Annotated in this window: 27 protein-coding genes; 18 read left to right on the top strand and 9 right to left on the bottom strand. The window is 74.7% G+C overall.

The genetic code is table 11. The features are described 5' to 3' along the window. Window positions 1-4: 4 nt before the first annotated feature. On the bottom strand, window positions 5-1,366 hold the full coding sequence (locus tag M8316_RS19290; RefSeq protein ID WP_250057392.1) for a lipopolysaccharide biosynthesis protein: 1,362 nt from the start codon (window positions 1,364-1,366) through the stop codon (window positions 5-7). 244 nt (window positions 1,367-1,610) lie between these two features. Here M8316_RS19290 and M8316_RS19285 point away from each other — a divergent pair, with 244 nt between their 5' ends. Then, window positions 1,611-2,222: a hypothetical protein gene (locus tag M8316_RS19285; protein WP_250057390.1), complete on the top strand. Its 612-nt coding sequence runs from the start codon at window positions 1,611-1,613 to the stop codon at window positions 2,220-2,222. Continuing rightward, a complete protein-coding gene (locus M8316_RS19280; RefSeq protein ID WP_272495561.1) occupies window positions 2,219-4,891 on the top strand; it encodes a YhgE/Pip domain-containing protein in 2,673 nt (890 codons plus the stop codon). Before M8316_RS19285 ends, M8316_RS19280 begins: the two co-directional genes overlap by 4 nt. 47 nt (window positions 4,892-4,938) lie before the next feature. Here M8316_RS19280 and M8316_RS19275 read toward each other — a convergent pair whose 3' ends face one another. Together M8316_RS19275 and M8316_RS19270 are read right to left on the bottom strand one after the other, a co-directional pair. Next, on the bottom strand, window positions 4,939-5,817 hold the full coding sequence (locus M8316_RS19275; protein ID WP_250057388.1) for a class I SAM-dependent methyltransferase: 879 nt from the start codon (window positions 5,815-5,817) through the stop codon (window positions 4,939-4,941). Continuing rightward, window positions 5,814-6,596: a hypothetical protein gene (locus M8316_RS19270; RefSeq protein WP_250057386.1), complete on the bottom strand. Its 783-nt coding sequence runs from the start codon at window positions 6,594-6,596 to the stop codon at window positions 5,814-5,816. The genes M8316_RS19275 and M8316_RS19270 overlap by 4 nt, the downstream gene beginning before the upstream one ends. 102 nt (window positions 6,597-6,698) lie before the next feature. Between M8316_RS19270 and M8316_RS19265 the strand changes: the two genes are divergently transcribed. Further along, entirely contained in the window at window positions 6,699-7,646 is a 948-nt protein-coding gene (locus M8316_RS19265; RefSeq protein ID WP_250057384.1) for a phosphotransferase family protein, read from the top strand. Between the two features lie 363 nt (window positions 7,647-8,009). Next, on the top strand, window positions 8,010-9,476 hold the full coding sequence (rpsA, locus tag M8316_RS19260; protein WP_250057382.1) for a 30S ribosomal protein S1: 1,467 nt from the start codon (window positions 8,010-8,012) through the stop codon (window positions 9,474-9,476). 105 nt (window positions 9,477-9,581) lie between these two features. Here the strand turns inward: rpsA and M8316_RS19255 are convergent, their stop codons facing one another. Continuing rightward, window positions 9,582-9,746, bottom strand: a complete 165-nt coding sequence (locus M8316_RS19255; RefSeq protein ID WP_250057380.1) for a hypothetical protein — start codon at window positions 9,744-9,746, stop codon at window positions 9,582-9,584. Between the two features lie 93 nt (window positions 9,747-9,839). On the opposite strand from M8316_RS19255, the gene M8316_RS19250 reads away from it, so the two are divergent. After that, window positions 9,840-10,781, top strand: a complete 942-nt coding sequence (locus tag M8316_RS19250) for a helix-turn-helix domain-containing protein (RefSeq protein WP_250057378.1) — start codon at window positions 9,840-9,842, stop codon at window positions 10,779-10,781. Here M8316_RS19250 and M8316_RS19245 read toward each other — a convergent pair. Next, window positions 10,757-11,908, bottom strand: a complete 1,152-nt coding sequence (locus M8316_RS19245) for a DNA glycosylase AlkZ-like family protein (RefSeq protein WP_250057376.1) — start codon at window positions 11,906-11,908, stop codon at window positions 10,757-10,759. The genes M8316_RS19250 and M8316_RS19245 overlap by 25 nt on opposite strands. Window positions 11,909-12,072: 164 nt before the next feature. On the opposite strand from M8316_RS19245, the gene M8316_RS19240 reads away from it, so the two are divergent. The 5 genes from M8316_RS19240 (at window position 12,073) to M8316_RS19220 (ending at window position 16,033) form a co-directional block, all read left to right on the top strand. Then, window positions 12,073-12,834: a GntR family transcriptional regulator gene (locus M8316_RS19240; protein WP_250057374.1), complete on the top strand. Its 762-nt coding sequence runs from the start codon at window positions 12,073-12,075 to the stop codon at window positions 12,832-12,834. A gap of 69 nt (window positions 12,835-12,903) precedes the next feature. Next, complete coding sequence (locus M8316_RS19235; protein WP_250057372.1) at window positions 12,904-13,221, top strand: rhodanese-like domain-containing protein; 318 nt, start codon at window positions 12,904-12,906, stop codon at window positions 13,219-13,221. Between the two features lie 2 nt (window positions 13,222-13,223). Then, complete coding sequence (locus M8316_RS19230) at window positions 13,224-14,138, top strand: sulfite exporter TauE/SafE family protein (RefSeq protein WP_250057370.1); 915 nt, start codon at window positions 13,224-13,226, stop codon at window positions 14,136-14,138. 65 nt (window positions 14,139-14,203) lie between these two features. Continuing rightward, a complete protein-coding gene (locus M8316_RS19225) occupies window positions 14,204-15,592 on the top strand; it encodes an MBL fold metallo-hydrolase (protein ID WP_250057368.1) in 1,389 nt (462 codons plus the stop codon). Between the two features lie 159 nt (window positions 15,593-15,751). Continuing rightward, window positions 15,752-16,033, top strand: a complete 282-nt coding sequence (locus M8316_RS19220) for a hypothetical protein (protein ID WP_250057366.1) — start codon at window positions 15,752-15,754, stop codon at window positions 16,031-16,033. Between the two features lie 19 nt (window positions 16,034-16,052). Here M8316_RS19220 and M8316_RS19215 read toward each other — a convergent pair whose 3' ends face one another. Then, on the bottom strand, window positions 16,053-16,640 hold the full coding sequence (locus M8316_RS19215) for a GNAT family N-acetyltransferase (RefSeq protein ID WP_250057364.1): 588 nt from the start codon (window positions 16,638-16,640) through the stop codon (window positions 16,053-16,055). Window positions 16,641-16,719: 79 nt separating this feature from the next. Between M8316_RS19215 and M8316_RS19210 the strand changes: the two genes are divergently transcribed. From M8316_RS19210 to M8316_RS19200, 3 genes are read left to right on the top strand one after another with little or no spacing between them, the layout of a single operon-like run. Then, window positions 16,720-16,983 (top strand): phosphoribosyl-ATP diphosphatase, encoded by a 264-nt coding sequence (locus tag M8316_RS19210; RefSeq protein WP_372490260.1) that lies wholly within the window; start codon window positions 16,720-16,722, stop codon window positions 16,981-16,983. A 29-nt stretch (window positions 16,984-17,012) separates the two neighbouring features. Next, the gene (gene hisG / locus M8316_RS19205) at window positions 17,013-17,861 is read left to right on the top strand and encodes an ATP phosphoribosyltransferase (protein ID WP_250057362.1); all 849 of its coding nucleotides are present in this window, start codon (window positions 17,013-17,015) and stop codon (window positions 17,859-17,861) included. Beyond that, the gene (locus tag M8316_RS19200) at window positions 17,845-18,357 is read left to right on the top strand and encodes a PH domain-containing protein (RefSeq protein WP_250057360.1); all 513 of its coding nucleotides are present in this window, start codon (window positions 17,845-17,847) and stop codon (window positions 18,355-18,357) included. The genes hisG and M8316_RS19200 overlap by 17 nt, the downstream gene beginning before the upstream one ends. Before the next feature lie 70 nt (window positions 18,358-18,427). Here the strand turns inward: M8316_RS19200 and M8316_RS19195 are convergent, their stop codons facing one another. From M8316_RS19195 to M8316_RS19185, 3 genes are all read right to left on the bottom strand, one after another. Further along, window positions 18,428-19,354: an aldose 1-epimerase family protein gene (locus M8316_RS19195; RefSeq protein ID WP_250057358.1), complete on the bottom strand. Its 927-nt coding sequence runs from the start codon at window positions 19,352-19,354 to the stop codon at window positions 18,428-18,430. 94 nt (window positions 19,355-19,448) lie between these two features. Beyond that, window positions 19,449-19,997, bottom strand: a complete 549-nt coding sequence (locus tag M8316_RS19190; RefSeq protein WP_250057356.1) for a uridine kinase family protein — start codon at window positions 19,995-19,997, stop codon at window positions 19,449-19,451. Between the two features lie 32 nt (window positions 19,998-20,029). Continuing rightward, the gene (locus M8316_RS19185; protein WP_250057354.1) at window positions 20,030-20,521 is read right to left on the bottom strand and encodes a hypothetical protein; all 492 of its coding nucleotides are present in this window, start codon (window positions 20,519-20,521) and stop codon (window positions 20,030-20,032) included. A gap of 65 nt (window positions 20,522-20,586) precedes the next feature. On the opposite strand from M8316_RS19185, the gene M8316_RS19180 reads away from it, so the two are divergent. The 5 genes from M8316_RS19180 (at window position 20,587) to M8316_RS19160 (ending at window position 23,760) form a co-directional block, all read left to right on the top strand. Beyond that, window positions 20,587-21,183: an SseB family protein gene (locus tag M8316_RS19180; protein ID WP_250057352.1), complete on the top strand. Its 597-nt coding sequence runs from the start codon at window positions 20,587-20,589 to the stop codon at window positions 21,181-21,183. A 350-nt stretch (window positions 21,184-21,533) separates the two neighbouring features. Next, window positions 21,534-22,232, top strand: coding sequence for a translation initiation factor IF-3 (gene infC, locus M8316_RS19175; RefSeq protein ID WP_250057500.1), 699 nt, complete (start codon window positions 21,534-21,536; stop codon window positions 22,230-22,232). Between the two features lie 75 nt (window positions 22,233-22,307). Further along, window positions 22,308-22,520 (top strand): large ribosomal subunit protein bL35, encoded by a 213-nt coding sequence (locus M8316_RS19170; protein WP_136570481.1) that lies wholly within the window; start codon window positions 22,308-22,310, stop codon window positions 22,518-22,520. 41 nt (window positions 22,521-22,561) lie between these two features. After that, window positions 22,562-22,948: a 50S ribosomal protein L20 gene (rplT, locus tag M8316_RS19165; protein WP_250057349.1), complete on the top strand. Its 387-nt coding sequence runs from the start codon at window positions 22,562-22,564 to the stop codon at window positions 22,946-22,948. A 5-nt stretch (window positions 22,949-22,953) separates the two neighbouring features. Then, entirely contained in the window at window positions 22,954-23,760 is an 807-nt protein-coding gene (locus M8316_RS19160) for a TrmH family RNA methyltransferase (protein WP_250057347.1), read from the top strand. Window positions 23,761-23,767: the final 7 nt, after the last annotated feature.

The following is a 23,767-nucleotide window of genomic DNA, read 5'->3' as shown; positions in this document are numbered from 1 at the left end:
CGGGTCAGTCGGTCTCGGTCCCCTGGCCCTGGGTCTGGCCATGGGGCTGGCCCTGGGTCTGGCCCTGGGTCGGATCCGCCGGCTCGTCCGCGCCGAGGCGGTGCAGGCTGAGACCCAGCAGCACGAGCAGCAGCAGGGCGTCGACCGCGATCACCACGGCGACGAGCCCCGGCAGGCTGGCGGTCGTGGCGCCCAGCCCGACCAGGGCCAGCACGCCGCCCCACACGAGCAGCTGGGAGCGACGCCCGCGCCGGGCCAGCACGGAGTACACGAGCAGCTGGAGCATCGAGAGCAGCGTCCCGAGCACGGCGAAGAGCCACAGCTCGTCCTGCACGTCGGCGTACTCGGCGCCACCGACGAACACCAGCGCCACCGGGGCCAGCAGCCAGGCCGCCAGCGTGCTGACCGCACCGATCCCGAGCACGGCGGCCAGGCTGCGCAGCAGTGCGCGTCGTCGCTCGTGGGCGGTCGACATCGACGGGAACGCCACGACCACGACGAACTGCGGCAGGAACAGCACGGCCTTCGTGAGGATCAGCCCGGCTGCGTACAGGCCCGCCTGGTGGCGGGGGAGCAGGTTGCGCGCCAGGACGATGTCGACGTTGGAGAGCAGGAAGAACGCCAGGAGCGCCAGGGAGGCCGCCAGCGCCTCTCGGGCCACGGGTCGGCGGCCCGGGCGCACGGGCGCAGCGCCGTCCGCGGAGGGGGCGGTGCCACGGGCCGCGGACCCTGCACGCGGTCGCAGCGCGACCCACCCGACGATCGCGGGGGCCAGCATGGCGAGGGCGACGCCCACCATCGCCGAGGTCTCGCTGGGCACGACCAGCAGGGCGAGCACGCCGAGCACCAGGCGGGGCACGCCGATGCCGAGGTAGAGCATCGAGAGGGCGAGCCAGCGCCGCTCGCCCTGGAGCACGCCGGCCTGGCCACCGGAGATCGTCAGCGGCACGGCGGCTGCGGCCACCAGCAGCGCCGGCCAGATGCTGTCCAGGTGCAGCAGCCGGTGCACCACCGGCGCGAGCACCAGCATGAGCGCGCCCACGGCCCAGGCGGCCCGGTAGGTCACGCCGAGCACGTCCCGCTCGATCAGGTGGACGGCGGCGGGGTCGGTCGAGACCCGTCGCGCGGCCGTGGCCTGGAGCCCGAGCTGGGCGACGGCGACGACCATGAGCAGCGCCATCAGCGAGGCGACGGCGCCGTACTCCGTGGGGCCGAGGAGCCGTGCCGAGACCATCTGGAAGCCGTAGGTGGCGACGTTCATGACGCCCATGGCGACCGCGATGCCGGCGGAGGTGCCCAGGACGCCGCGCAGCCGGCCGCGCGGCGGCGCGTCCTGCGCAGGGGCGGGTGCGGGTGCGCTGGTCACCGGCGCATCGTAGGCACGCGGGTGTCGCGCGAGCGCGCAGGAGGGTGAACCGCCCGGGACGCCACGATGAAGGTCTTGCGGCGGCACGGGGGTAGGACCCGTACGAACTCGTAAGTAACTTGACGTGACGGCGATCACTTTCTGCTCTATCGTCTCGGCTTGCGCCTGGGCCCGGGGAGGGAACCGGCGCCCGCCGGACCGTCGGTCCGGTGGACGTCCACCCACCTGGAGGGAGCGCTCACCCATGCGCACGTCCATCTCCACGAGCCTGGTGCTGGCGCTCAGCGCCGCCCTGCTCGTCGTCCTCGGCTCGGGCGGCCTCGGCCTCGGCCCGAGCGTCCTGGTCGGTGCCGGTCTCGGCGCCGTCGTCTGGCTGGTGCCGGACCGGTCCCCGCTGGCCCGCGTCGGCGGTCTGGTCGCCGGCGTCCTGGTCGCCTGGCTCGGCTACGTGCTGCGTGCGGCCGTCCTGCCCGACACGCCCGGCGGCCACGCCGTCTCGGTCGCCCTCACCGTCGTCCTGGCCGGTGCGGTGGTCGTCGCCTCCCGCGAGCGGCTGCCCCTGTGGGCCCCGCTGCTGGGCGCGGCAGCCCTGGCCGGGGTCTACGAGACCGCCTACTCCGAGGCCCCGCCGGAGGTGCTCGCGACCTCCTTCGTCGCGGTGACCACCCTGGCCTGCACCCTCGCCGTCGGCCTGGTCCTCACCTCCCTCGTGGCTCCGGGTGGCCAGTCGGCCGCGCCGCAGCACCGGCACGCCCGGCACGAGGGCGACCCCGACGGCCAGGTCGCCGAGACCGTGCCGGCCGCCGAGACCGCCCCCGTCGCCCAGACCGCTCCGTCCGCGGAGGTCGCCCGATGAGGGCCGCGCGCGGTCGCGTGCGCCGCGCCGGCGCGCTCGGGGCCGTCGGCGGCGCCGCCACCGCCCTGCTGCTGGTCGCCGCCGTGGCCTCCCCGGCCCTGGCCGAGGGCGACGCGGACGCCGGCGACGTCGGCGTCGTCAACACCGAGACCGTGCAGGTCTACACGGACGCCTCGGGCACCCCGACGTCCACCCGCCTCTACGAGCAGCTCAGCCTCACCGGCACCGGCGACGTCACCGTGAGCAACCCGGTGGAGACCTCGGGCCTGCGCAACCTCGACGGCTTCAGCGGTCTCGACGTCGAGGACGGCGAGCAGGTCAGCGACCTGCACGTCGACGGCCACGCCGCCGTCCGCTCCGTCAGCGACTACGACGGCACCCTTCCCGTGACCCTCGACGTGGTCCACCTGCTCGACGGCGAGCAGGTCGACGCCGCGGACGTGGTGGGGGCGACCGGGCACCTCGAGGTCCGGTACACCGTCACCAACACCTCCTCGCAACCCACCGAGATCAGCTACGACGACGGGGACGGCGGCACCGTCACCGAGACCGTCGACGTGCCGCTCCCGATGGTGGCGAGCCTGACCACCGTGCTGCCCGCCGGCTTCACCTCCGTGAGCAGCGAGGCCGCCAACATGGCCGGCGACGGCAAGGGCGGGATGATCCTCAGCTTCACCCTCACCCTCATCCCCCCGATCGGCTCCGAGTCCGCCACGGTCGGCTGGAGCGCCGACGTCGTGGACGGCGTCGTGCCGGACGCCTCCCTCACCGCGCTGCCGGTGGACCCGCTGGCCAGCCCCACGTTCGCGACGGCGGCGACCTCCTACCAGGGCGGCGCCGACACCGGCGTCGAGCTGGCGGCCGGCGCGGCCGAGATCGACGCCAACCTGCTGCGCGTGCGCGACGGCGCGGCCGAGCTCCTCGCCGGCCTCGTCCAGCTCCGTGACGGCGCCGAGCAGCTCTCCGCCGGCCTCGTCGGCGAGGCCGCTCCCGGCTCCGCCGAGCTCGCGGACGGGGCGGGCCGGCTGCGCTCCGGCCTGGTCGAGCTCGCCGACGGCGCCGGCCGGCTCTCCGTCGGCACCGACGACCTGCTCGTCGGCGCCGACAAGCTGGACGCCGGGGCCCGGGCCCTGGACGACGGCGCCGGCCGGCTCTCGGCCGGCCTCGACCGGGCGGCCGCGGGCGCCGAGGACCTGGACGCCGGCGCCGGTCGCCTGGCCACCGGCGCGGGTGACCTCGCGGCCGGTGCCACCGCCGCCGCCGAGGGCAGCGCCGACCTCACGGCCGGGCTGGCCCAGATCGAGGCGGGCCTGGACACCCTGGGTGGCGCCAGCGGCCTGGGCGCCGCGCAGCAGGGCGTGACCGCCCTCCAGCTCGGCGTCGCCCAGCTCGCCGCCGGCCTCGGCGACGACAGCGACCCGACCACCCTCGTGGGCGGGCTGGCCGCCCTGTCGGCGGGCCTGGACCAGGCCGAGACGGGCGCCGGCCAGATCCACGGCGGCCTGGTGGCGCTGCGCAGCGACACGACCGGCCTGGGCGCCGCCAAGGCGGGCGTCGACCAGGTCAAGGCGGGCCTGGACGCCGCCGTCGCGCCGGGCGGCTCCGTCGACCAGCTGCTCGCGGGCATCGCCCAGGCGCGGGCGACGGCCGGCTGCCTGGGCGACCCGGTCTGCACGGGCACGCTCGACGCCGTGGCGGCTGGCGTGGAGTCCGGGCGGACGTCCCAGCAGCAGGCCTCGGCCGGCCTCGGCCAGGTCTCCGGCGGCCTGGCCACCGCCCTCGGTGCCCTGGACACCCAGCTGGTGCCGGGCGCCTCGCAGCTGGCCACCAGCCTCGGCGGTGCCCGCGCCGGTGCCGACCAGCTGCACACGGGTGCGGCCTCGGCCGCCGCCGGTGTGGACCAGGTCGCCACGGGGCTCGACCAGCTCTCCGCGGGGCTGACGGCAGCCGTGCAGGGCGTCCTCCAGCTCGGCACCGGTGCCGAGGCCGCGCACGCGGGCAGCCAGACCCTCGGCGCGGGCCTCGACCGGCTCGACGCCGGCGCGGGTGCCCTCTCCGACGGCGCGCAGGAGCTCGCCGCGGGCACGGGTTCGCTGGCCGACGGCACCGGGGAGCTGGCGGCCGGCGCGGGCGAGCTGTCGGCCGGTACCGGCGAGCTCTCCGCGGGCACCGGCGAGCTGGCGAGCGGTGCCGGCGACCTCGAGGACGGGGCGGGCCGGCTGTCGGCCGGCGCCACCGAGGCCGCGGACGGCTCGACGCAGCTCGTCGACGGCGCGACGCGGCTCTCCTCGGGGCTCACCGACGCCGCGGACGGCTCCCAGCAGCTGGCCGACGGCCTCGTCGAGGCCGCCGACGGTGCCCCGGCGCTCGTGGACGGCGCGACGCAGCTCTCGGAGGAGGGCACCAGCGTCCTGGTGGCCAAGGGCGAGGAGACGGCCCAGTCCTACGGGGCGATGTACGCGACCCTGGCCGCCCAGTCCGAGCGTGCCTCGACCGGCTCCATGGCCGTCGGCGCGCCCGCGGGTGCGACCGGGCTCACCGCGTACTCCTTCGAGGTGCAGGGCGAGTCCGGGGAGACCGGTGAGAACGCCGGGCGCGGGCTGCTCGCGGGCGGGGTGATCCTCGCCGGTGGCGCGGTCGCGCTGGTCCGGCGGCGCTTCCTGGCCTGAGCGGCGGCCACCGCGGCACCGACCGGTGCCCGTGGCGGCCGACCTGCTCAGAGCAGCAGGTCGGCCGCCACGATCGCCGTGCCCGGCGTGAGCCGGCCCCGGGTCGCCGACCAGCCGCCCCAGACCCGGTCGTGCCGCTCGGGCCACTCCGGCTCCACCAGGCGACGGATCGCCAGCCCCCGGCCCGCCAGCAGCGAGACCCAGTCGCCCAGCGTCCGGTGGTGCTCCACGTAGGAGACCTCGCCGCTGGCCTCGTCCACCTCCACGTAGGGGCGCCGGTCCCAGTAGGACTGGGACGCCACCAGCCCCTCCTCGCCGGGGTCGTCGGCGAACATCCACCGCGTGGGGTGGGTGATGGAGAACGCGAACCGGCCGCCGTGGCGCAGGACCCGCACGACCTCGTCGACGCAGCCGTCGATGTCGGCGACGAACTGGAGCGCCCCGAACGAGGAGAAGACGACGTCGAAGCTCGCGTCGGCGAACGGCAGGTCGGTGGCCGTGCCGCGCACGGACGGCACGGCGACGCCGGTGGCCTCGTCCAGGCGGCGGGAGTGCTGGAGCTGGCGGTGGGAGAGGTCCAGCCCGATGCCCCGGCCGCCCCGGGCCCGCACCCAGCGCGAGCACTGCCCGGCGCCGGAGCCGATCTCGAGGACGTCCTTGCCGGCGACCTCGCCGAGCACCCCGGCCCGCTCCTCGGTGAGCCCCTCGGGCCCCCACACGAAGCCGGCGTCGCCCAGGAACTCGCCGTGGGTGGCCTGGTAGTCGTCGGCGTAGCGGTCCCAGTCGGGCCCGTTGGCGGCGCGTGACTCCGCCTCGTCCACCGCCCGCCGCTCCACGCGCACCGGGGGCATGGGCGGGTGGCTGCGGGAGTCCGGCGCCACCGGCGGGAGGTCGATCGGGGTCACGGTCGGGCGCTCGGCGCTCACCCGAGGCCGCCCGGGACGACGGGACCGGAGCCGGGCCGCCGCCGGCCGAAGGGCAGCATCCCGGCGATCTCGCCGATCGGGCCGACGGCCCGCTCGAGGGCGTCGGCGGAGCCGGAGAGCGCCGGGACGAGGCGGGCCAGCTCGGCCAGGCGGGGCTGGAGCGCCTCCAGGGTGTCCCCGAGCGCGATGAGCTGGTCGAGGGTGCCGCCCTCGGCGAGCATCGTCTCCAGGAAGCCGTCGTCGGCGAGCATCCGGTCGGCCAGGCCGCCGGGCCGCAGCACCTGCTCGAGCAGCCCGTCCTCCCGCGTCAGTCGGTCGACGGCGCCGTCCACGGCCAGCAGCCGCTCCAGGACGCCGCCCTCCTCGGTCAGCCGGTCGAGCGCACCGCCCTCACCTGCGAGCCGGTCGATCGCGCCGCCGTCGGTGAGCAGCCGCTCCACGGGTCCGCCGTCCGCCAGCAGGCGGTCGAGCACGCCGTCGCGGGCGAGCATCCGGCCCAGTGGACGGTCAGGGGCGATGAGCTCGGCCACGGTGGTCGCGAGCCGGATCGGTCCGTCGGGATCGTCGAGCAGGGCCATCAGCCGGTCGGCCTGGCCTCCGGGGCCGACGATCTTCTCCAGCTGGTCGCGGTACCCGCCCGGCCGCCGGACCGGCCCGTCCGGGGAAGCGAGCTCGCCCAGCGCGAGCGTGGTGCGGGTCGCGGCGAGGGTGAGGCGCCACGGCAGGAGCGCGACGCCGGCAGCGGTGCCGGCCGCGCGGCCGAGGAAGGTGGGGGCCATGGGCTCACGGTACGACGCCCCGTCCGGAGCGGGCCGGTTCGACGGGGGAGCGCCCTCGCCCTGGTACCGCCCTGGCGCCTCCCTCCCTGGCACCATGGCGCCGTGAGCGAGCACGAGCAGGCGGCGGTCGAGGTGCCCGGCCTGGGCGCGCTGCGGCCGCTGCCCGGCGGGTACTCCGGGCGCGCGTTCCTGGCCGAGACCGGGGGAGAACGCAGCGTCGTGCGGCTGTTCGCCCCTGACGACCCGCAGGCGCCCCTGGTCGCGGGCGCGGTGCTGCGCCGCGCGGCCGGGCTGGTGGCGGGCGTGCCCGAGGTCCTCGAGGTCCGGGCCGGGGACGCGGCGAGCGACGTGCCGGGGCTCCTGGTGACGTCCTGGCTGCCGGGCGAGCACGGCGCCGACGTGTGGCCCACGCTGGATGACGTCGAGGCAGCCGACCTCGCCCGCCGGCTGGCCCGCCTCCTGGCTCGCCTGGCCTCGGCGCCGCTGCCGTCAGCAGGACGCTTCGTGGACGCCGACCTGCGGGTCGAGCCGTGGCCGGAGCCGTGGGACGACCTGGGCTACGCCGTCCGGGCCCTGGCCCCGGGCCTGCACGACTGGGACAGGGAGGAGCGGACGGGCCTGGACGCCCTCGTGGAGCAGGCCGAGGACGCGCTCGACGAGCCGCTGGCGGTGCCCACCGGCAGCGTGCTGGTGCACGCCGACCTCAACCCCAAGAACCTCCTGCTGGCGCGGACGCCCGAGGGGGTGCGCGTCACCGGAGTCCTGGACTGGGAGTTCGCCCACGCCGGTCAGCCCGAGTCCGACCTGGGCAACCTGCTGCGTCACGAGGCGCGGCCGGCGTTCGTGGAGCCGCTGCTCGACCTCTACGCCGACCTCCGGGGCGAGCCCGTTGGGCTGCTTCGCGACCGGGCCCGGGCGCTGGACCTGCTGCCCCTGGTGGAGCTCGCCGCCCGCGCCCAGCGGCACGCCCCGGCCGAGCGGGCGGACGCCGTCCTGCGGGCCTGCGCGCGGGCCCGCGACCTGCACGCGGCGCCCGCCCCGGTCCACTAGCCCGATCCACCAGCCCGATCCACCAGCCCGATCCACCAGGCTGGACGCAGGCCGACCCGCACGGGACTCGGCGTCCCCGGGCGTGTCGTCCCCGGTTGGACGCGCTCGTCACAGGGTCGTAGTCTTGCCTGTGCGCCTGGAGTCTGCCTGCGTCCCGTACGGAGCGGACCACGGCATTGCCATCCGATGCGTCGTGCCCGGCTGCGCCGGCCCTCCCGAGGGCCTGCTGCCGGTGGTGACGCGGGCGGCGCCCGACCGACGGTGACGTCGGTGCCGGGGTGCCGACGAACCACACGTCCGTGACGGCGAGGGCTCCGCGCGCGCTAGATCTACTTCTGCCCACTTCAAGGACTCACCTACTCCATGACCATCTCCTCCACCCTCCCCGAGCACGACGCGCCGCAGGTTGCGGTCAACGACATCGGCTCGGAGGCGGACTTCCTCGCCGCGATCGACGAGACCATCAAGTACTTCAACGACGGCGACATCGTCGACGGCACCATCGTCAAGGTGGACCGCGACGAGGTCCTGCTCGACATCGGCTACAAGACCGAGGGCGTCATCCCGTCCCGCGAGCTGTCGATCAAGCACGACGTCGACCCGGCCGAGGTCGTCTCCGTCGGTGACCAGGTCGAGGCGCTCGTCCTCCAGAAGGAGGACAAGGAGGGTCGCCTGATCCTGTCCAAGAAGCGCGCCCAGTACGAGCGCGCCTGGGGCACGATCGAGCAGGTCAAGGAGGAGGACGGCGTCGTCGAGGGCACCGTCATCGAGGTCGTCAAGGGCGGCCTCATCCTCGACATCGGCCTCCGCGGCTTCCTGCCTGCCTCCCTCGTGGAGATGCGTCGCGTCCGCGACCTGCAGCCCTACGTGGGTCAGACCCTCGAGGCGAAGATCATCGAGCTGGACAAGAACCGCAACAACGTGGTCCTGTCCCGCCGCGCCTGGCTCGAGCAGACCCAGTCCGAGGTCCGCCACGGCTTCCTCACCCAGCTCCAGAAGGGCCAGATCCGCAAGGGTGTCGTGTCCTCGATCGTCAACTTCGGTGCGTTCGTGGACCTCGGCGGCGTCGACGGTCTCGTCCACGTCTCGGAGCTGTCCTGGAAGCACATCGACCACCCGTCCGAGGTCGTCGCCGTGGGCGACGAGGTCACCGTCGAGGTCCTCGACGTGGACATGGACCGCGAGCGTGTCTCCCTGTCGCTGAAGGCGACGCAGGAGGACCCGTGGCAGCACTTCGCCCGCACCCACCAGATCGGTCAGATCGTGCCGGGCAAGGTCACCAAGCTGGTGCCCTTCGGCTCCTTCGTCCGCGTCGAGGAGGGCATCGAGGGCCTGGTGCACATCTCCGAGCTGGCCGAGCGCCACGTGGAGATCCCCGAGCAGGTCGTCCAGGTCAACGACGGCGTCATGGTCAAGATCATCGACATCGACCTCGAGCGTCGCCGCATCTCGCTGTCGCTGAAGCAGGCCAACGAGACCGCCGTCGCCACCGACGTCGAGGAGTTCGACCCGACGCTGTACGGCATGACCGCCACGTACGACGAGCAGGGCAACTACGTCTACCCCGACGGCTTCGACCCGGAGACCGGCGAGTGGCGCGACGGGTTCGACGAGCAGCGCGCCGCCTGGGAGGCCGAGTACGCCCAGGCCCACGCCCGCTGGGAGCAGCACGTCAAGCAGCAGCAGGAGGCCGCCAAGGCCGAGGTCGAGGCCGGCGAGGCCACCTCGTACTCCTCCTCCAACGAGGCCGAGGAGACCGAGGACTCCGGTTCGCTCGCCTCCGACGAGGCCCTGCAGGCCCTCCGCGAGAAGCTGACCGGCGGCCAGTGAGCCACCGGCGGCGCGCGTCCTGACGGACGCCCCGCACCACGCACGAAGCCCCGCCCGGGTCACCCGGGCGGGGCTTCGTGCTGTCCGGAGGCGATGGTCGCGGGCTCAGTGCCAGGAGGAGCCGCTGCGACTGAAGGTGTCCACCTCGTGGCTGGCCGGCGGGCGGTAGCCGTCGTCGCCGGTGGGGTCGTCGTCGAGCAGGACGCGGAGGCCGACGAGTGCGCCGGTCGTGAGGATCACCAGGAGCCAGAAGATCAGGAGTGCGGTCATGGCAGTAATCCTGCGCTCATCAGTTTCGTGCCACGAGTGGCAGAAGTGCCCCTCGTGATCGATTTCCTGCCAGCGATCTGTCATGCTCGCCGCGTGCTCACCAATGTCGCCGCCCTCGTCTACGACGGCGTGGCCCCCTTCGAGCTCGGCGTCGTGTGCGAGGCCTTCGGGCTCGACCGCGCCGACGACGGCGTGCCCGTGCTCGACTTCGCCGTCTGCGGCGTCACGCCGGGCCCGGTGGAGACGGACATGGGGTTCGCCCTGGACGTCCGTCACGACCTCGGACGCGTCGCGGAGGCCGACCTCGTCTGCGTCCCGGCGCAGCCGCGAGGCGAGGCGCCGCCGGAGATCATCGAGGCGCTGCAGGCGGCCCACGACCGCGGGGCTCGGCTGCTGTCGGTCTGCTCGGGCGCGTTCACGCTCGGAGCGGCCGGTCTCCTCGACGGCCGCGAGTGCACGACCCACTGGCGCTACACCCAGCGCCTGGCCGACACGTTCCCGCTGGCCACCGTGGTGCCCGAGGTGCTCTACGTCGACGCAGGCCAGGTCGTGACCAGCGCCGGCACGGCGGCCGGCATCGACGCCTCGCTGCACGTGTGGCGCCAGGAGCACGGCGCGGCGGTGGCCAACGTGATCGCCCGGCGGATGGTCGTGCCTCCCCAGCGTGACGGCGGGCAGGCCCAGTTCATCGCCCGGGCGGTGCCCGAGTGCGCCGCCGACACCCTGGCCCCCGTGCTGGCATGGATCGACGAGCACCTGGCCGACGACCTCGGGGTCGACGTCCTGGCGCGCAGGGCGCACATGGCGCCGCGGACGTTCGCCCGGCGCTTCCGCGAGGAGACGGGCACGACGCCGCACGCCTGGATCACCGCCCAGCGGGTGCGCCTGGCCGAGGAGCTGCTGGAGCGCTCGGACCGCCCCGTGGACTGGATCGCGCGCGAGGTCGGCTTCGGCAACCCCGCCACGCTGCGGCACCACTTCACCCGCGTGCGCGGGCTGAGTCCCCAGGCCTACCGGCGGCAGTTCGCCTGCTGAGCGCGCTGGAGGTCCGCGCCCAGCCAGCGGGCCAGGTCCTCCAGCTCGGCCTCGACGGCTGCTCGCACGTCGGCCGACCACGGCGCGTCCTCGTGCACGGCGTCGACCCGGAGCACGCCCTCGGCGGGCTCGTGCCGAGCGTCCACCTTGCCCACGAGGTCGGCGCCGGCCAGCACGGGCATGGCCCAGTAGCCCCAGCGCCGCTGCGCGGCCGGCTTGTACATCTCCAGCTGGTAGTCGAAGTCCCACAGCTCAGCCATCCGCTTGCGGTCCATCACCAGCCGGTCCAGGGGCGAGAGGACGGCGGTGCGCGGCTCAAACCCCGCGCGGACCGCCTCCAGGTGCTCCTCGTCGACCTGCCAGGTGCCGCGGACGCCGTCGACCGCCACCGTGAGCCCGACGGCTCCGACGTCGTGCGGCTCGCCGGGCGTGACCGCGGAGCGGGCCCGGGCCAGGCCGAGCGCGCGCAGGCGGCGACGGCCCTGCTCGCGACGGGCCTCCTCGAGCGGGACCGGATCGTCGTCGGGGTAGACCCGCTCGGCCAGGTCCCACAGGCGGTGCTGACCCGCGCGTCCCACCACCGCCACCTCGCCGCGCGCTGCCATCAGGTCCAGCAGTCGCAGCAACGAGCGGTCGTCGTTCCAGCCCGAGGAGCGCCAGGCCCGCACGATCGCGCCGCGGGGGAGCGAGGGGGCCGGTAGCGGCCCGTCACCCCGGAGCGTCTCCAGGACCTCCAGTCGGGCGGCGTCGTTGTCCTCGACCCATCCCTCGACCTCCACCTGCCACTCCTTCAGGCCGCCGTCCCGGCCGGCGGGTACGGGCCAGGCGGCCATCTCGGCGGTGTGCAGCCGGACGTCCTCGGCCGGCCGGGCGAAGCCACCGAGCTCCACCAGTCCGCCCCCGGCCAGCAGGTCGTCCAGCTCCTCGCGGTCGTAGGCGCTGCCGAGCCTCGACCACAGCACCAGGTGTGCGTTGGGGGCGACGTGCGCGGTCGGGTCGAGCTGGAGCACGCCCAGGTGACGCACCACGGTCAGCACGTCGTCGGGACGGGGGGAGTCGAGCAGCTGAGCGCGCACGCAGACGCGCCGGGCCTCCTGCGGGCTGAGTCGGACGGTGGCTGCGGGCACACCAGGAGCGTAGGCGCGGGCGCCGACGGCGCGCCGCCGACCGGTCGTGGAGCCGCCCGACCCAGAATGTCCGGACAAGTGGGGGTCGGCACCTTGCACGCGCCCTCGTATGTCCGTACATTGAGTGTCGTAACCCCAGAGGGGGTTACGAGGAAGGAGGGGGCATGACCGAGCAGACGCTCCGCACCCTGGAACGAGGCGCGGGTCAGCCGCTGTGGATGCAGCTCCAGGGCGATCTCAACCGCCGCCTCGAGCGCGGCGAGTTCGTGGACGCGTTCCCGGGCGAGATGCAGCTCGTCTCCGACTACGCCGTCAGCCGGCACACCGTCCGGGCCGCCCTGCGCGCCCTGCGGGAGACCGGCGTGATCGAGTCGGCCCGTGGTCGGCAGCCCCGCGTGGCCGCTCCGCGGATCACCCAGGAGCAGGGGTCGCTCTACAGCCTGTTCAGCAACGTCGAGTCGACCGGCCACAGCCAGCGCTCCGTCGTCCGCCGCCTCGAGGCCCGTGCCGACGGCGTCGTCGCCAGCCGCCTCGGCCTGGAGGAGTCCTCCCCGCTGGTCTACCTCGAACGGGTCCGGCTCATGGACGACGAGCCGCTCGCGCTCGACCGCGTCTGGCTGCCCGCGGACGTCGCCGCGCCTCTGCTCACCGTCGACCTGTCGGCCACCTCGCTCTACGGGGCCCTCGCGGAACACTGCGACGTGACCCTGGGCGGCGGCACCGAGCAGGTCCGCGCGATCGTCCCGTCCGCGGCCGAGCGGGAGCTCCTCGGCATCGGCACCGACGTCGCCGCGCTGCACCTCGAGCGCCTGGCCTCCAGCCGCGGCCGGCTGGTCGAGTTCCGCCGGACCCTGGTGCGCGGCGACCGCTACGCACTCGTCACCGACCTCGGCAGCCCCGACCTGCGCGTCACCACCGGCGCCTGAGCCCGGGTCTCCGTCGCCCCTTCCCGACCCACCGTCACCGCACGCCCCGCACCACCCAGGAGGAAGCCCATGACCAGCATCCCGGTCCCCACCGTCGACGTGCACGAGGCCCTGCGCCTGCACGGCGAGGGGGCACTCCTGCTCGACGTCCGTGAGCCCGACGAGTGGGCCGAGGTCCACGTCGACGGCGCGACCCACCTGCCGCTCGGGCACCTGGACCCCGCTGACGTCCCCTCCGACCGCCTCGTCGTGGCCGTGTGCCGCTCGGGCAACCGCTCCGGCAAGGCCGCGGCCGTCCTCGCCGAGGCCGGCCACCACGTCGTCAACATGGGCGGCGGCATGATCGCCTGGACCCGGGCGGGCCTGCCCGCGGTCGCCGGGGCCTGACCATGGACGTCCTCGTGCTCGTCGTCCTGGGCCTGGCCATCGGCCTGGTCCTGGGCGGCCTCGGTGGCGGAGGCGGTGTGCTCACCGTCCCCGCGCTGGTCCTGGTGGTCGGGCAGTCCGCCGTCCAGGCCACCGCCAGCAGCCTCGTCGTCGTCGGCGTCGCAGCGCTGGCCGGGGCCGTCGGGCACGCCCGCGCGGGTCGGGTCCGCTGGGGCACCGCCCTGCTGCTCGGTGCGGCGGGCATCCCCACCGCCTGGCTGGGCGCCTACCTCAGCCACTCCATGCCCGAGACGTTCCTGCTCCTCGCCTTCTCCGTCCTCATGGTCGTCGCGGCCGGCGCGATGGTCCGCGGCTGCCCCTCCTGCATCGAGATCGACCCCGAGGACGCACCCCGCCCGAGCCTGCCGCGGTTCCGCCGTGGCGCCCGCGCGACCCGGATCGCCGAGGACGTGATCGACACCCCCGTGCCGCTGCGCGTCGGCGAGGGCGCGGAGGCAGCCGAGGCCGGCCAGGTCGCCACGGTGACCCGCCCGGCCGTCGAGGCCACGCCCTCCCGTGGACTGCTCGCCGCCCTGCTCGTCGGCCTCGGGGTCGGCCTGCTGACCGGCTTCCTCGGCGTCGGTGGCGGCTTCGTCGTCGTCCCCGCCCTGGTCATCGTCATGCGCCTGCCCATGAGCGTGGCCGTCGGCACCTCGCTCGTGGTCGTCGCCCTGAACTCCGGCACCTCGCTCCTGGCCCGCCTCGGCGGCCTGGACGTCGACTGGGGCGTCGTCGGCCCGTTCGCCGCCACCGCCGTGGTCGGCGTGCTCCTGGGCCGCCGGGTCGCCGACCGCCTCCCCGCCGCCCGGCTGCGCCACGGCTTCGCCGGGCTCCTCGTCCTGGTCGCCGGCGCGACCGCCGTCTCCACCTTCGTCTGAGTCATCCCCACACCACACCCGCCACCCGCCGCGCGTCGACGGGCGTCCCCGGAAGGGAACAGCACATGTACTTCGCCCAGCACTACCTCGACTGCCTCTCCCAGGCCTCCTACCTCGTCGGTGACGAGACCAGCGGCCAGGCCGTCGTCGTCGACCCGCGCCGCGACGTCTCCGAGTACGTCGAGGACGCCAAGGCCCACGGCCTCACCATCGTCGGCGTCATCAACACCCACTTCCACGCCGACTTCCTCGCCGGCCACCTCGAGATGGCCGAAGCCACCGGTGCCTGGATCGGGTACGGCGACAAGGCCGAGACCGACTACGAGATCCGCGCCTTCGCCGACGGCGAGCGCGTCGCGCTCGGCGGCCCCGAGGGCGTGACGCTGGAGATCATGCACACCCCCGGCCACACGCCGGAGTCGATCAGCGTCCTGGTCTACGAGAAGGGCACGGACGCCACCCCGTACGGCGCGCTGACCGGTGACGCCCTGTTCATCGGCGACGTCGGCCGCCCCGACCTGCTCGCCTCCTTCGGCGTCACCGCCCGCGAGCTGGGCGGCATGCTCTACGACTCCGTCCAGCACAGGCTGATGGGCCTGGCCGACGAGGTGCGCGTCTTCCCGGCACACGGCGCCGGCTCGGCCTGCGGCAAGAACCTCTCCACCGAGACGCAGTCGACGATCGGCGAGCAGCGCCGCTTCAACTACGCCTGCCAGCCCATGGACGAGCAGACGTTCGTCGACATCGTGACCGCCGGCCAGCCCTCCGCCCCCGAGTACTTCGGCTACGACGCCACGCTCAACCGCAAGAACCGGGCCACCTACGACGAGACCGCCGCCTCCGAGCTCACCTTCGCGCAGGTCACCGAGGCGACCGCCGCGGGCGCCGTGCTGCTCGACACCCGCGAGCAGGCCGAGTTCGCCGCCGGCCACCTGCGGGGCTCCGTCTCGGTGCCCCTGGACGGTCGCTTCGCGGAGACCGCCGGCATGCTCCTGAAGCCGCACGACGAGATCGTCGTCGTCGCGCCGGAGGGCCACGAGTCCGAGGCCGTCACCCGCCTGGCCCGCATCGGGTTCGACGGTGTCGTCGGCTACCTCACCGACGTCGAGGACGTCCTCACCGAGGCCGAGGACGTCTGCGTCGGCCACGCGAGCCGCCTCACGCCCGCCCAGCTGGACGAGGCGCTGGCCGACCCGGGCCGCGAGGTCGTCCTGGTCGACGTCCGCAACGCCGGCGAGACCGAGGCCGGCGGCGTCGAGGGCGCGGTCAACATCCCGCTGGCCGAGCTGCGCCGCCGGGTCGACGAGGTCCCGCGCGACAAGGCCGTCGTCGTCTACTGCGCCGGTGGCTGGCGCTCCTCGGTGGCCGCCTCCTACCTGCGCAGCGAGGGCTTCGCGGACGTCTCCGACATCCTCGGCGGCTTCAACGCGATCGACACGATGGCCCAGGCCTGAGGACCCGAGCGCGCCCCGCCCCGTCCGGTGCTGTGACCACCGTGACGGGGCCGGGGCGACGACGGATGTAGGCCAGTCGTGGCACCCTGGGGGAGGCGGCACCGTGCCTCGCGCGCCCGGTCCCGCCGCAACCTCCCCCCGAGCACGATGACGGAACCGATGACGCCCGAGAACCACCTGCCCGACCAGGCCCGCCGCACCGCCTCGCCGACCTTCCCGCCGGCGCACGACCGGCTGCTGCCGCACGACACCGTCGGCAGGGGAGTCCCCGACCTCGTCCCGCCCGCCTGGGAGCGTGAGCACCTCATGACGCTCGCCCGCACCGTGCCCGCCGGGCGCGTGCGTCGCTCCCGGCTCCCGCGTTTCCTGTGGGTCGTCCCGGCGCTCGCGGTGGCCGCCGCCGTGGGGCTCGTGGCCGTCGCCCTCTCCACGCAGGGCTGACCAGGGCCGGCCAGGGCCGTCAGGACCCCGCCCACTCCTCGGCCAGCAGCGCGTAGGCGCAGCCGTCGACCCAGCCCCGGGTGCGGTGCAGCGAGTCCGCGCGCCCGACGCCCTCGCGGCGCATCCCGACCCGTTCCATCAGCCGCCACGAGGCGGTGTTGTCGGCGAAGCAGGACGCCGTGACCCGGCGGGCGCCCAGGTCGGCGAAGGCGACGCCCAGCGCGGCCCGGACGGCCTCGGTGGCCAGCCCCTGGCCCTGCGCCGCCGGGTCGAGCGCCCAGCCGAGCTCCACCTCGCAGCCCCGCGCCTGCTGCCGCACCTCGGCCTGGCCCCACCCGTCGCGCACGGCGAGCATGAGGTCGCCCACGACGCGCTCGTCCGCGCGCCGCACCACCAGCACCTGCGCCAGCCGCTCGGGCCGCGCGAAGCGCTCGGCGTAGTCGCTGGCCTCGTCCGCGGCCCAGCCGATCCACTCCGTGACCTCCGGCAGGCGACGGAAGGCCCAGGTCGCGGCGGTGTCCGCGGTCGTGGCCGGGCGCAGCAGCAGTCGGTCGGTGAGCAGCGGCCACGATCGACACGTGCCGAGGCCGGGGGCACCTGCGGTCATGGCCGCATCCTCCCCGCGCCGTCTCGCGCCTTCAACACGATTCCGGGCCGGGGCCGGTGACGGCCTAGGCTGGGGGATCGTGAAGACGTTCGAGCAGCTCTGGGACGAGCTGACCGAGAAGGCCCAGACCCGCCCCGCGGGTTCCGGCACCGTGGCCGAGCTCGACGCCGGCGTCCACTTCATCGGCAAGAAGCTGGTGGAGGAGGCGGCGGAGTCGTGGATGGCGGCCGAGCACGAGGGCAAGGAGCGTGCCGCCGAGGAGATCAGCCAGCTGCTCTACCACGCGCAGTGCATGATGCTGGCCGCCGGCATCGACCTCGACGACGTCTACGCGCACCTCTGAGCGCGGCACCCGAGAACAGAAGGCCCGACATGTCCCTCCTCCGCGTCGCCGTCCCCAACAAGGGGGCGCTCTCCCAGGCGGCCTCCGAGATCCTCCGCGAGGGCGGCTACCGCCAGCGCGAGGACTCCAAGCAGCTGACGCTCGTGGACGCCGAGAACGGCGTCGAGTTCTTCTACCTGCGTCCCCGCGACATCGCCCTCTACGTCGGCGAGGGCACCCTGGACGTCGGCATCACCGGCCGCGACCTGCTGGCCGACTCCGGCGCCAAGACCGAGGAGGTGCGCGGCCTCGGCTTCGGAGCCAGCACCTTCCGCTTCGCCGGGCCCGCGGGCCGCTACTCGGACCTCTCCGAGCTCGCCGGCCTGCGGATCGCGACCTCCTACACCGGCGTGGTGGAGGCCTTCCTCCAGCAGCGCGGCATCGAGGCGACCGTGACCCGCCTGGACGGTGCCGTCGAGACCTCGATCCAGCTGGGCGTCGCCGACGTCATCGCCGACGTCGTGGAGACCGGCTCGACGCTGCGTCGCGCCGGCCTGGAGACCTTCGGGGACGTCATCCTCGAGTCCGAGGCCGTGCTCATCACCCGCACCGGCGACGTGCCGGCCGGCTTCGCCGTCTTCGAGCGGCGCATCGAGGGCGTCCTGCGGGCCCGCAGCTACGTGATGATGGACTACGACATCCCCACCGAGAAGCTGACCGACGCCGTCCGGCTCACGCCCGGCTTCGAGTCGCCCACGGTGGCGCCGCTGCACCGCGACGGCTGGTCGGCCGTCCGCGTCATGGTCCCCCGTGACGGCTCCCAGCGCCTCATGGACGAGCTCTACGAGGTGGGCGCCCGCGGCATCCTCCTCACCGGCATCCATGCCTGCCGCCTCTGACGTCCCGGACGCCGGCAGCGCCGGCGTCCCGGGCGAGGAGCCGATCGACCACGACCGGCTCGGGCCGACGCTCCCGCACACCTGGCGGCCGCTGGGCGTGCGGATCATGGCCGTGGCGCTGAGCATCGCGTTCGGCGTCGTCTTCGTGGTCGCCTGGTTCACGCTCTCGCCCGAGGCCCAGGCGGCGTTCCACTGGCGCCACGCACTCACCCTGTTCCTGATGGCGGTGGCGGGCCTCGTCCTGCTCCACGCGCTGATCCGGTGCCGGGTGACCGCGACCCGCGAGTGCGTCGTGGTCGTCAACGGCTACCGCCGCCACGAGCTGGCCTGGGAGCAGGTCGTCAACGTCTCGATGGCCCCCGGCGCCCCGTGGGTCACCCTCGACCTCTCCGACGGCCGCACGCTGGGTGCGATGGGCATCCAGGGCGTCGACGGGGCGCGGGCCGCCCGGGCGACGCGCGACCTGCGCGCGATCGCGACCGAGCTCACCCGCTGAGCCCCCGCTGACTGCAGGGCCGACCCAGCGCTGACCCCGGGCTGCCCGTGCGGGGAGCGGGGGAGCGCCGTCAGTCGACCGCGCGGATGCCCCAGCAGCCCGAGTGCTCGTCGCCGGCCTCGCCGGCGGGCTCCAGCACGACCAGGTCGGTGCCGGAGTTGAGGGCGTCCGGCGGCGCCGACATCGGCTCGATCGCGAGCGAGCGGCGGGCGGTGGCCGGCACGTCGTCGGCGGTGTAGAGCAGCAGGCAGGGGTACTTCGCGTCCACCCACAGGCTCACGCCGCGGCCGCTGGCCGGGTCGAGCAGCGTCGCGGTGGCCACGTCCCGCTCGTCGCGGGCCAGGTCGGTGAAGGTGTCGTTGAGGACGGTCCCCCGCAGGGGCCGCGAGACCCGGAAGTCGTACTCCGTGCCGTCCACCGGCTCCGAGCCCTCCGGCAGGAGCCGCTCGGCGTCCACCAGGTAGCGGGTGCTCCCCGGGAAGGTCAGCTCCAAGCCGTCGACCGGGCCGTCCCCGACGCACAGGTACGGGTGGGCGCCGACCGCGTAGGGCGCGCGGGCGCCGGACATGTTGGTCGCCGTCTGGGTCACGGTGAGGCCGTCGGCCGAGAGGTCGTAGACCACGTGCAGGTCCAGCGTCCACGGGTAGCCGGTCTGCGCCATCAGCCGGTACTGCAGCGAGACCGAGTGCGGCGTGTGCTCCTCCACGCTCCAGGCCACCCACCGCGCCAGGCCGTGCGAGGCGTTCGTGCGCTTCGGCTCGGTCAGCGGCAGCTGGTGGTCGCTGCCCTCGAACGAGTAGCGGCCGTCGCGGGTGCGGTTGGGCCACGGGACGAGCTGCTGGCCGCGTCCGCCGCCGGACATCTCGTCCTCGCCGAACCCGTCGACCAGCGGGCGGCCCTGGTGCTCGAGGAGGCGCAGGGCGCCACCGGACTCGGTGATGACGGCGCGGTAGCCGCCGGCCGCGATCTCGAACTGGTCACCGCTCGGGGGAAGCATGCGGCACAGCGTAGGACCGGGCACCGGCCCGCACGGGTGGAACCCAGCCCTCGGACACGTGTCGTGCTGACCTGTCCGGTTCGGCGCCCCGGGCTCAGCGGACGACGGGGGCGGCCGACCCGGTGCCGTCCACGAGCACGTCGGCGCGCGCGGTCGTGTCCTCGGCAGCCAGGTGCGCCTCCTCCGCGGCGGCCCACGCGTCCCACCAGGGGGCGAAGGCGTCGCCGTCCCGGGCGAGGCCGCGCTCGCGGCGCACCGGTACGGGGGCCTCCAGCCAGACCAGCAGCGTGCGCAGGCCGTCGAGGAGGCGGGTCCCGCTGCCCACGCCCTCCACCACCACCAGGTCGACGGGTGGCACGACCACCTCGCCCTGCCAGGTGCCGGCGTGCCAGTCCCACCGCGGGCAGGTGCCGGTGCGCCCCTCGGCCACCGGGGCGAGCAGGCCGGCCAACCGCGGCGCGGAGCCGGGCAGCCCCTCCCAGCCCTCGTACAGGTCGTCCATGTGCACCAGCGCCGTGCGCAGGCCCCGGTCACCGGCCACGGCGACCACGCGGTCGGCCAGGACGGTCTTGCCGGCGCCGGAGCGGCCGTCGAGGGCGAGCACCCGCGGCGTGGGGGCCTGGGCCGGACGCGCGAGCGCCACGTCGAGCAGCAGGCCGGCGACCTCGTCCCCGCTCAGTCGATGCCCCGCTTGCGCAGCAGCGCCTCGATCTCGTCCATCTCGGCGTCACCCGAGCCGCCCGAGCCGCCCGCACCCGAGGGGCTCGGCGAGGACCCCGCGGCCCCCGCTCCCACGGCCCCCGCGGGGGTGTCCCCGCCCCGGCGCGCGGCACGACCTCGCGGCGCCGACGTCGCGCCGGCCCGGGAGAGCTGCCGGGCCCGCAGCGCCGAGGAGGCCACCAGCAGCACCACGGCCAGCCCGGCGAGCACGATGCCCGCCCACACCGTCGGCACCAGGACGAGGGTGAGGACCCAGTCCGCGACGGCGTCGACGATCCGCGTGAACATCTTCAGCGTGCGCGTCAGGTACGCCGCCGGCACGAGCAGGGTGAGCCCGGCCAGGCGCAGGCCGGCCGCCGCCCCCCTCCGGCGGAACGCGACCCAGGTCGCGATCGCGCCCAGGACGGTGAGGGCGGTGCACAGGGCCAGCCAGGCGACGTCGTCCACCCCTCCAGCCTGCCACAGCCGCCCGGGATGTCCGCGCGCTCCGGCCCGTGCGTCACGATGGGGGAGTGTCCCGCCCGTACGAGCCCACCACCGGCCCCGACGGCAAGCGCCGCTGGTCCTTCGACGTGACCGGCGACGGCCGCTCGCTGGAGGCGCCCGCCTTCCCCGACGACGACGGCACGGCGGACGCCGGGCTGGCCGCCGCGCTCGCGGCACGCACCGCGGCCCGCGGTGACCGGGCGGCGGCGGGCCAGGCCTACCTGGCCTGCCTGGACGCCCTGACCCGGGCGCGCCTGCTCGTCCCCGTGGTCGCGGTGCTCGGCGAGGTCGGGCTCGCCGAGAACGGCCTGGCGGTGGAGAAGGACAGCGACATGGCCGCCGTCCTGCTCACGGGGGCCGACGGCCGCACGGCCCTGCTCTCGTTCTCCGCCACCGCCACGATGGCCGCGTGGGACCCGGAGGCCCGGCCCGTGGCCGTGCCGGCCCGCACCGCGGCGGAGGCGGCGATCGCGGAGGGCGCCTCGGCGCTCGTGCTCGACCTGGCCGGGCCGCACCGTCTCGTGGTCGAGGGCGACGACCTCTCCGCCCTGGCCTCGGGGTGGACGCTGGCACGGGTCGGCGAGGGGCAGGGGGCTACCGTGGGGTGGGTCCGGCCGACCTGAGGCGCCTCGATTCGCGCCCGGGGGAACATCCGCGTACATTCTCCTGTTGACCGATCAGTCCCACCTGCCCTGGAGCACCGCGAGGCGCCGAGGGGGAGCGAGGACCGATCCCACAAGCGGGGACCAAGCACGATCGTCTCCCACCCGCACCGGCCGCCACAGGTCGTCGGGTCCGGTCGCCGGAGCAGCACCTCGTCCGCAGGGCGTGGTGGGGCACCCGGCAGAGGCACTCCTCAGCACTGAGGGGGTGCGTCGTGACTGGCTTCCGCTTGCACTGCAGCGGAAGCCTTCGTCGTTTTCGGGCCCGGAGCCACCGGGCCGCGGGAACGCCGCGGACAGTCCGGCCATCCATCCCAGGAGGACACATCAGCACCGAGCTTCGAATCAACGACCGGATCCGCGTCGCGGAGGTCCGTCTCGTTGGCCCCAACGGCGAGACCGTCGGCATCGTGCCGACGGCTGACGCGCTGCGCCTGGCGCAGGAGGCCGACCTGGACCTCGTCGAGGTCGCCCCCATGGCGCGTCCGCCGGTGTGCAAGCTCATGGACTACGGGAAGTTCAAGTACGAGAACGCCCAGAAGGCCCGTGAGGCGCGTCGGAACCAGACCAACGTCATCATCAAGGAGATGAAGCTCCGGCCCAAGATCGACGCCCACGACTACGAGACCAAGAAGGGTCACGTCGTGCGCTTCCTCAAGGCCGGCGACAAGGTCAAGATCACGATCATGTTCCGTGGTCGTGAGCAGCACCGGCCCGAGCTGGGCTTCCGGCTGCTCCAGCGCCTCGCGGAGGACGTGGACGACCTGGGCTTCGTGGAGTCCTCGCCGAAGCAGGACGGCCGCAACATGGTCATGGTCCTCGGTCCGCACAAGAAGAAGGCCGAGGCCAAGGCCGAGGTCAAGGCGGCCAAGACCGCCCGGGCCGCCGAGCGTGCCGCCGACGAGGCGGAGGAGAAGGCCGAGCGCACCGCCGCGAACGCCACCCGCACGCCCAACGAGGCCAAGAAGCGCGGCCCGTCCGAGAACCTCGACCCCGACGTCGACCTCTGACAAACCCCTGACGCCCTCCCGGCGCCGTGACCACCCCCGGTCGTGACGTCGGCACGAGTGAGAAGAGAGAGCACGATGCCCAAGAACAAGACCCACTCCGGGACCAAGAAGCGGTTCAAGGTCACCGGCAGCGGCAAGGTCCGCCGCCTCCAGGCCCACCGCAAGTCGGGCGCTGCGTTCGCCTCGTCCCCGACCACCGGCAGCCGCAAGAAGCACCGCCGCAACGCCGGCGAGGTCGACGTCGACAAGGCCGACGTCAAGCGCGTCAAGAAGCTGCTCGGCATCTGAGCCTCACTGACCCCCTGACAACCAGCACCAAGGAGTAAGACATGGCACGCGTCAAGCGGGCAGTGAACGCCCAGAAGAAGCGCCGGGTCACCCTCGAGCGCGCCAGCGGCTACCGCGGGCAGCGCTCGCGCCTCTACCGGAAGGCGAAGGAGCAGGTCACCCACTCCCTCGTCTACAGCTACAACGACCGCCGCAAGAACAAGGGCAACTTCCGTCGTCTGTGGATCCAGCGCATCAACGCCGCGGCTCGCGCCGAGGGCATGACCTACAACCGGTTCATCCAGGGCCTCGGCCTGGCCGGTGTCGAGGTCGACCGCAAGATCCTCGCCGAGCTGGCCGTCAACGACCAGGCCGCCTTCAAGGCCCTCGTCGAGACCGCCAAGGCCGCCCTCCCCGAGGACGTCAACGCGCCCAAGGCCTCGGCCTGAGCGACGTGCCTCTCCCGGCACCCCTGAGCGCGGCCAACCGCCGCGTGAAGGACGCACGCCGGCTCAGCCGCCGCTCGGAGCGATCCGAGCGGCGGCTGTTCCTCGCTGACGGCCCGAAGGCCGTCGAGGGAGCCCTCCAGGTCGAGGGCTGCCTGGTCGAGGTGTTCGCGGCCCCCGAGGCCCACCTCGCCCACCCCGGCCTCCTCGCCGCCTGCGAGTCCGTCGGCGTCCCCTGGACGCCGGTCGAGCAGCGTGGGATCGAGGCCCTCTCCGACGCCGTGTCGCCCGCCGGCGTCATCGGCGTCTGCCGCCTCCTCGACGTGCCCGCGCAGGAGGTGCTGCGACCCGGTCGCGACCTCGTCGCCATCTGCGCCGACGTCCGCGACCCCGGCAACGCCGGCACCGTCGTGCGGTGCGCGGACGCCGCCGGGGTGGACGGCGTCGTGCTGGCCGGCTCGTCGGTCGACCTGCACAACCCGAAGACCGTCCGGGCCTCCGTCGGCTCCGTCTTCCACCTGCCCGTCGCCCTCGAGCCCGACCCGCTGGCCGCGGTCCGCGCCGCGCAGGCCGCCGGCCTCACGGTGCTGGCCGCCGACGGCGCCGGCGAGGTCGACCTGTTCGAGGCGGACGAGATCCTCGCCCGGCCCACCGCCTGGCTGTTCGGCAACGAGGCCTGGGGCCTGCCCGAGGAGCTGGCGGCCGCGGCAGACCACCGGGTGGCCATCCCGATCCACGGGCGCGCCGAGTCGCTCAACCTGGCCACCGCCGCGGCGCTCTGCCTCTACGCCAGCGCCCGCGCGCAGCGCGCCTGAGCGCTCC

The organism is Nocardioides bruguierae (assembly GCF_023554635.1).
Classification (GTDB): domain Bacteria; phylum Actinomycetota; class Actinomycetes; order Propionibacteriales; family Nocardioidaceae; genus Nocardioides; species Nocardioides bruguierae.
Note: the sequence above shows the minus strand (reverse complement) of the source record. Positions and strands in the feature narration are given on the sequence as shown.

Bases quoted from the DNA above. Each gene is read 5' to 3' on its own strand.
- M8316_RS19285 (WP_250057390.1), top strand. From the start codon at position 1,611: ATGCGCACGTCCATCTCCACGAGCCTGGTGCTGGCGCTCAGCGCCGCC.
- M8316_RS19280 (WP_272495561.1), top strand. From the start codon at position 2,219: ATGAGGGCCGCGCGCGGTCGCGTGCGCCGCGCCGGCGCGCTCGGGGCC.
- M8316_RS19270 (WP_250057386.1), bottom strand. From the start codon at position 6,596: ATGGCCCCCACCTTCCTCGGCCGCGCGGCCGGCACCGCTGCCGGCGTC.
- rpsA (WP_250057382.1), top strand. From the start codon at position 8,010: ATGACCATCTCCTCCACCCTCCCCGAGCACGACGCGCCGCAGGTTGCG.
- M8316_RS19255 (WP_250057380.1), bottom strand. From the start codon at position 9,746: ATGACCGCACTCCTGATCTTCTGGCTCCTGGTGATCCTCACGACCGGC.
- M8316_RS19240 (WP_250057374.1), top strand. From the start codon at position 12,073: ATGACCGAGCAGACGCTCCGCACCCTGGAACGAGGCGCGGGTCAGCCG.
- M8316_RS19235 (WP_250057372.1), top strand. From the start codon at position 12,904: ATGACCAGCATCCCGGTCCCCACCGTCGACGTGCACGAGGCCCTGCGC.
- M8316_RS19230 (WP_250057370.1), top strand. From the start codon at position 13,224: ATGGACGTCCTCGTGCTCGTCGTCCTGGGCCTGGCCATCGGCCTGGTC.
- M8316_RS19225 (WP_250057368.1), top strand. From the start codon at position 14,204: ATGTACTTCGCCCAGCACTACCTCGACTGCCTCTCCCAGGCCTCCTAC.
- M8316_RS19220 (WP_250057366.1), top strand. From the start codon at position 15,752: ATGACGCCCGAGAACCACCTGCCCGACCAGGCCCGCCGCACCGCCTCG.
- M8316_RS19215 (WP_250057364.1), bottom strand. From the start codon at position 16,640: ATGACCGCAGGTGCCCCCGGCCTCGGCACGTGTCGATCGTGGCCGCTG.
- hisG (WP_250057362.1), top strand. From the start codon at position 17,013: ATGTCCCTCCTCCGCGTCGCCGTCCCCAACAAGGGGGCGCTCTCCCAG.
- M8316_RS19200 (WP_250057360.1), top strand. From the start codon at position 17,845: ATGCCTGCCGCCTCTGACGTCCCGGACGCCGGCAGCGCCGGCGTCCCG.
- M8316_RS19195 (WP_250057358.1), bottom strand. From the start codon at position 19,354: ATGCTTCCCCCGAGCGGTGACCAGTTCGAGATCGCGGCCGGCGGCTAC.
- M8316_RS19170 (WP_136570481.1), top strand. From the start codon at position 22,308: ATGCCCAAGAACAAGACCCACTCCGGGACCAAGAAGCGGTTCAAGGTC.
- rplT (WP_250057349.1), top strand. From the start codon at position 22,562: ATGGCACGCGTCAAGCGGGCAGTGAACGCCCAGAAGAAGCGCCGGGTC.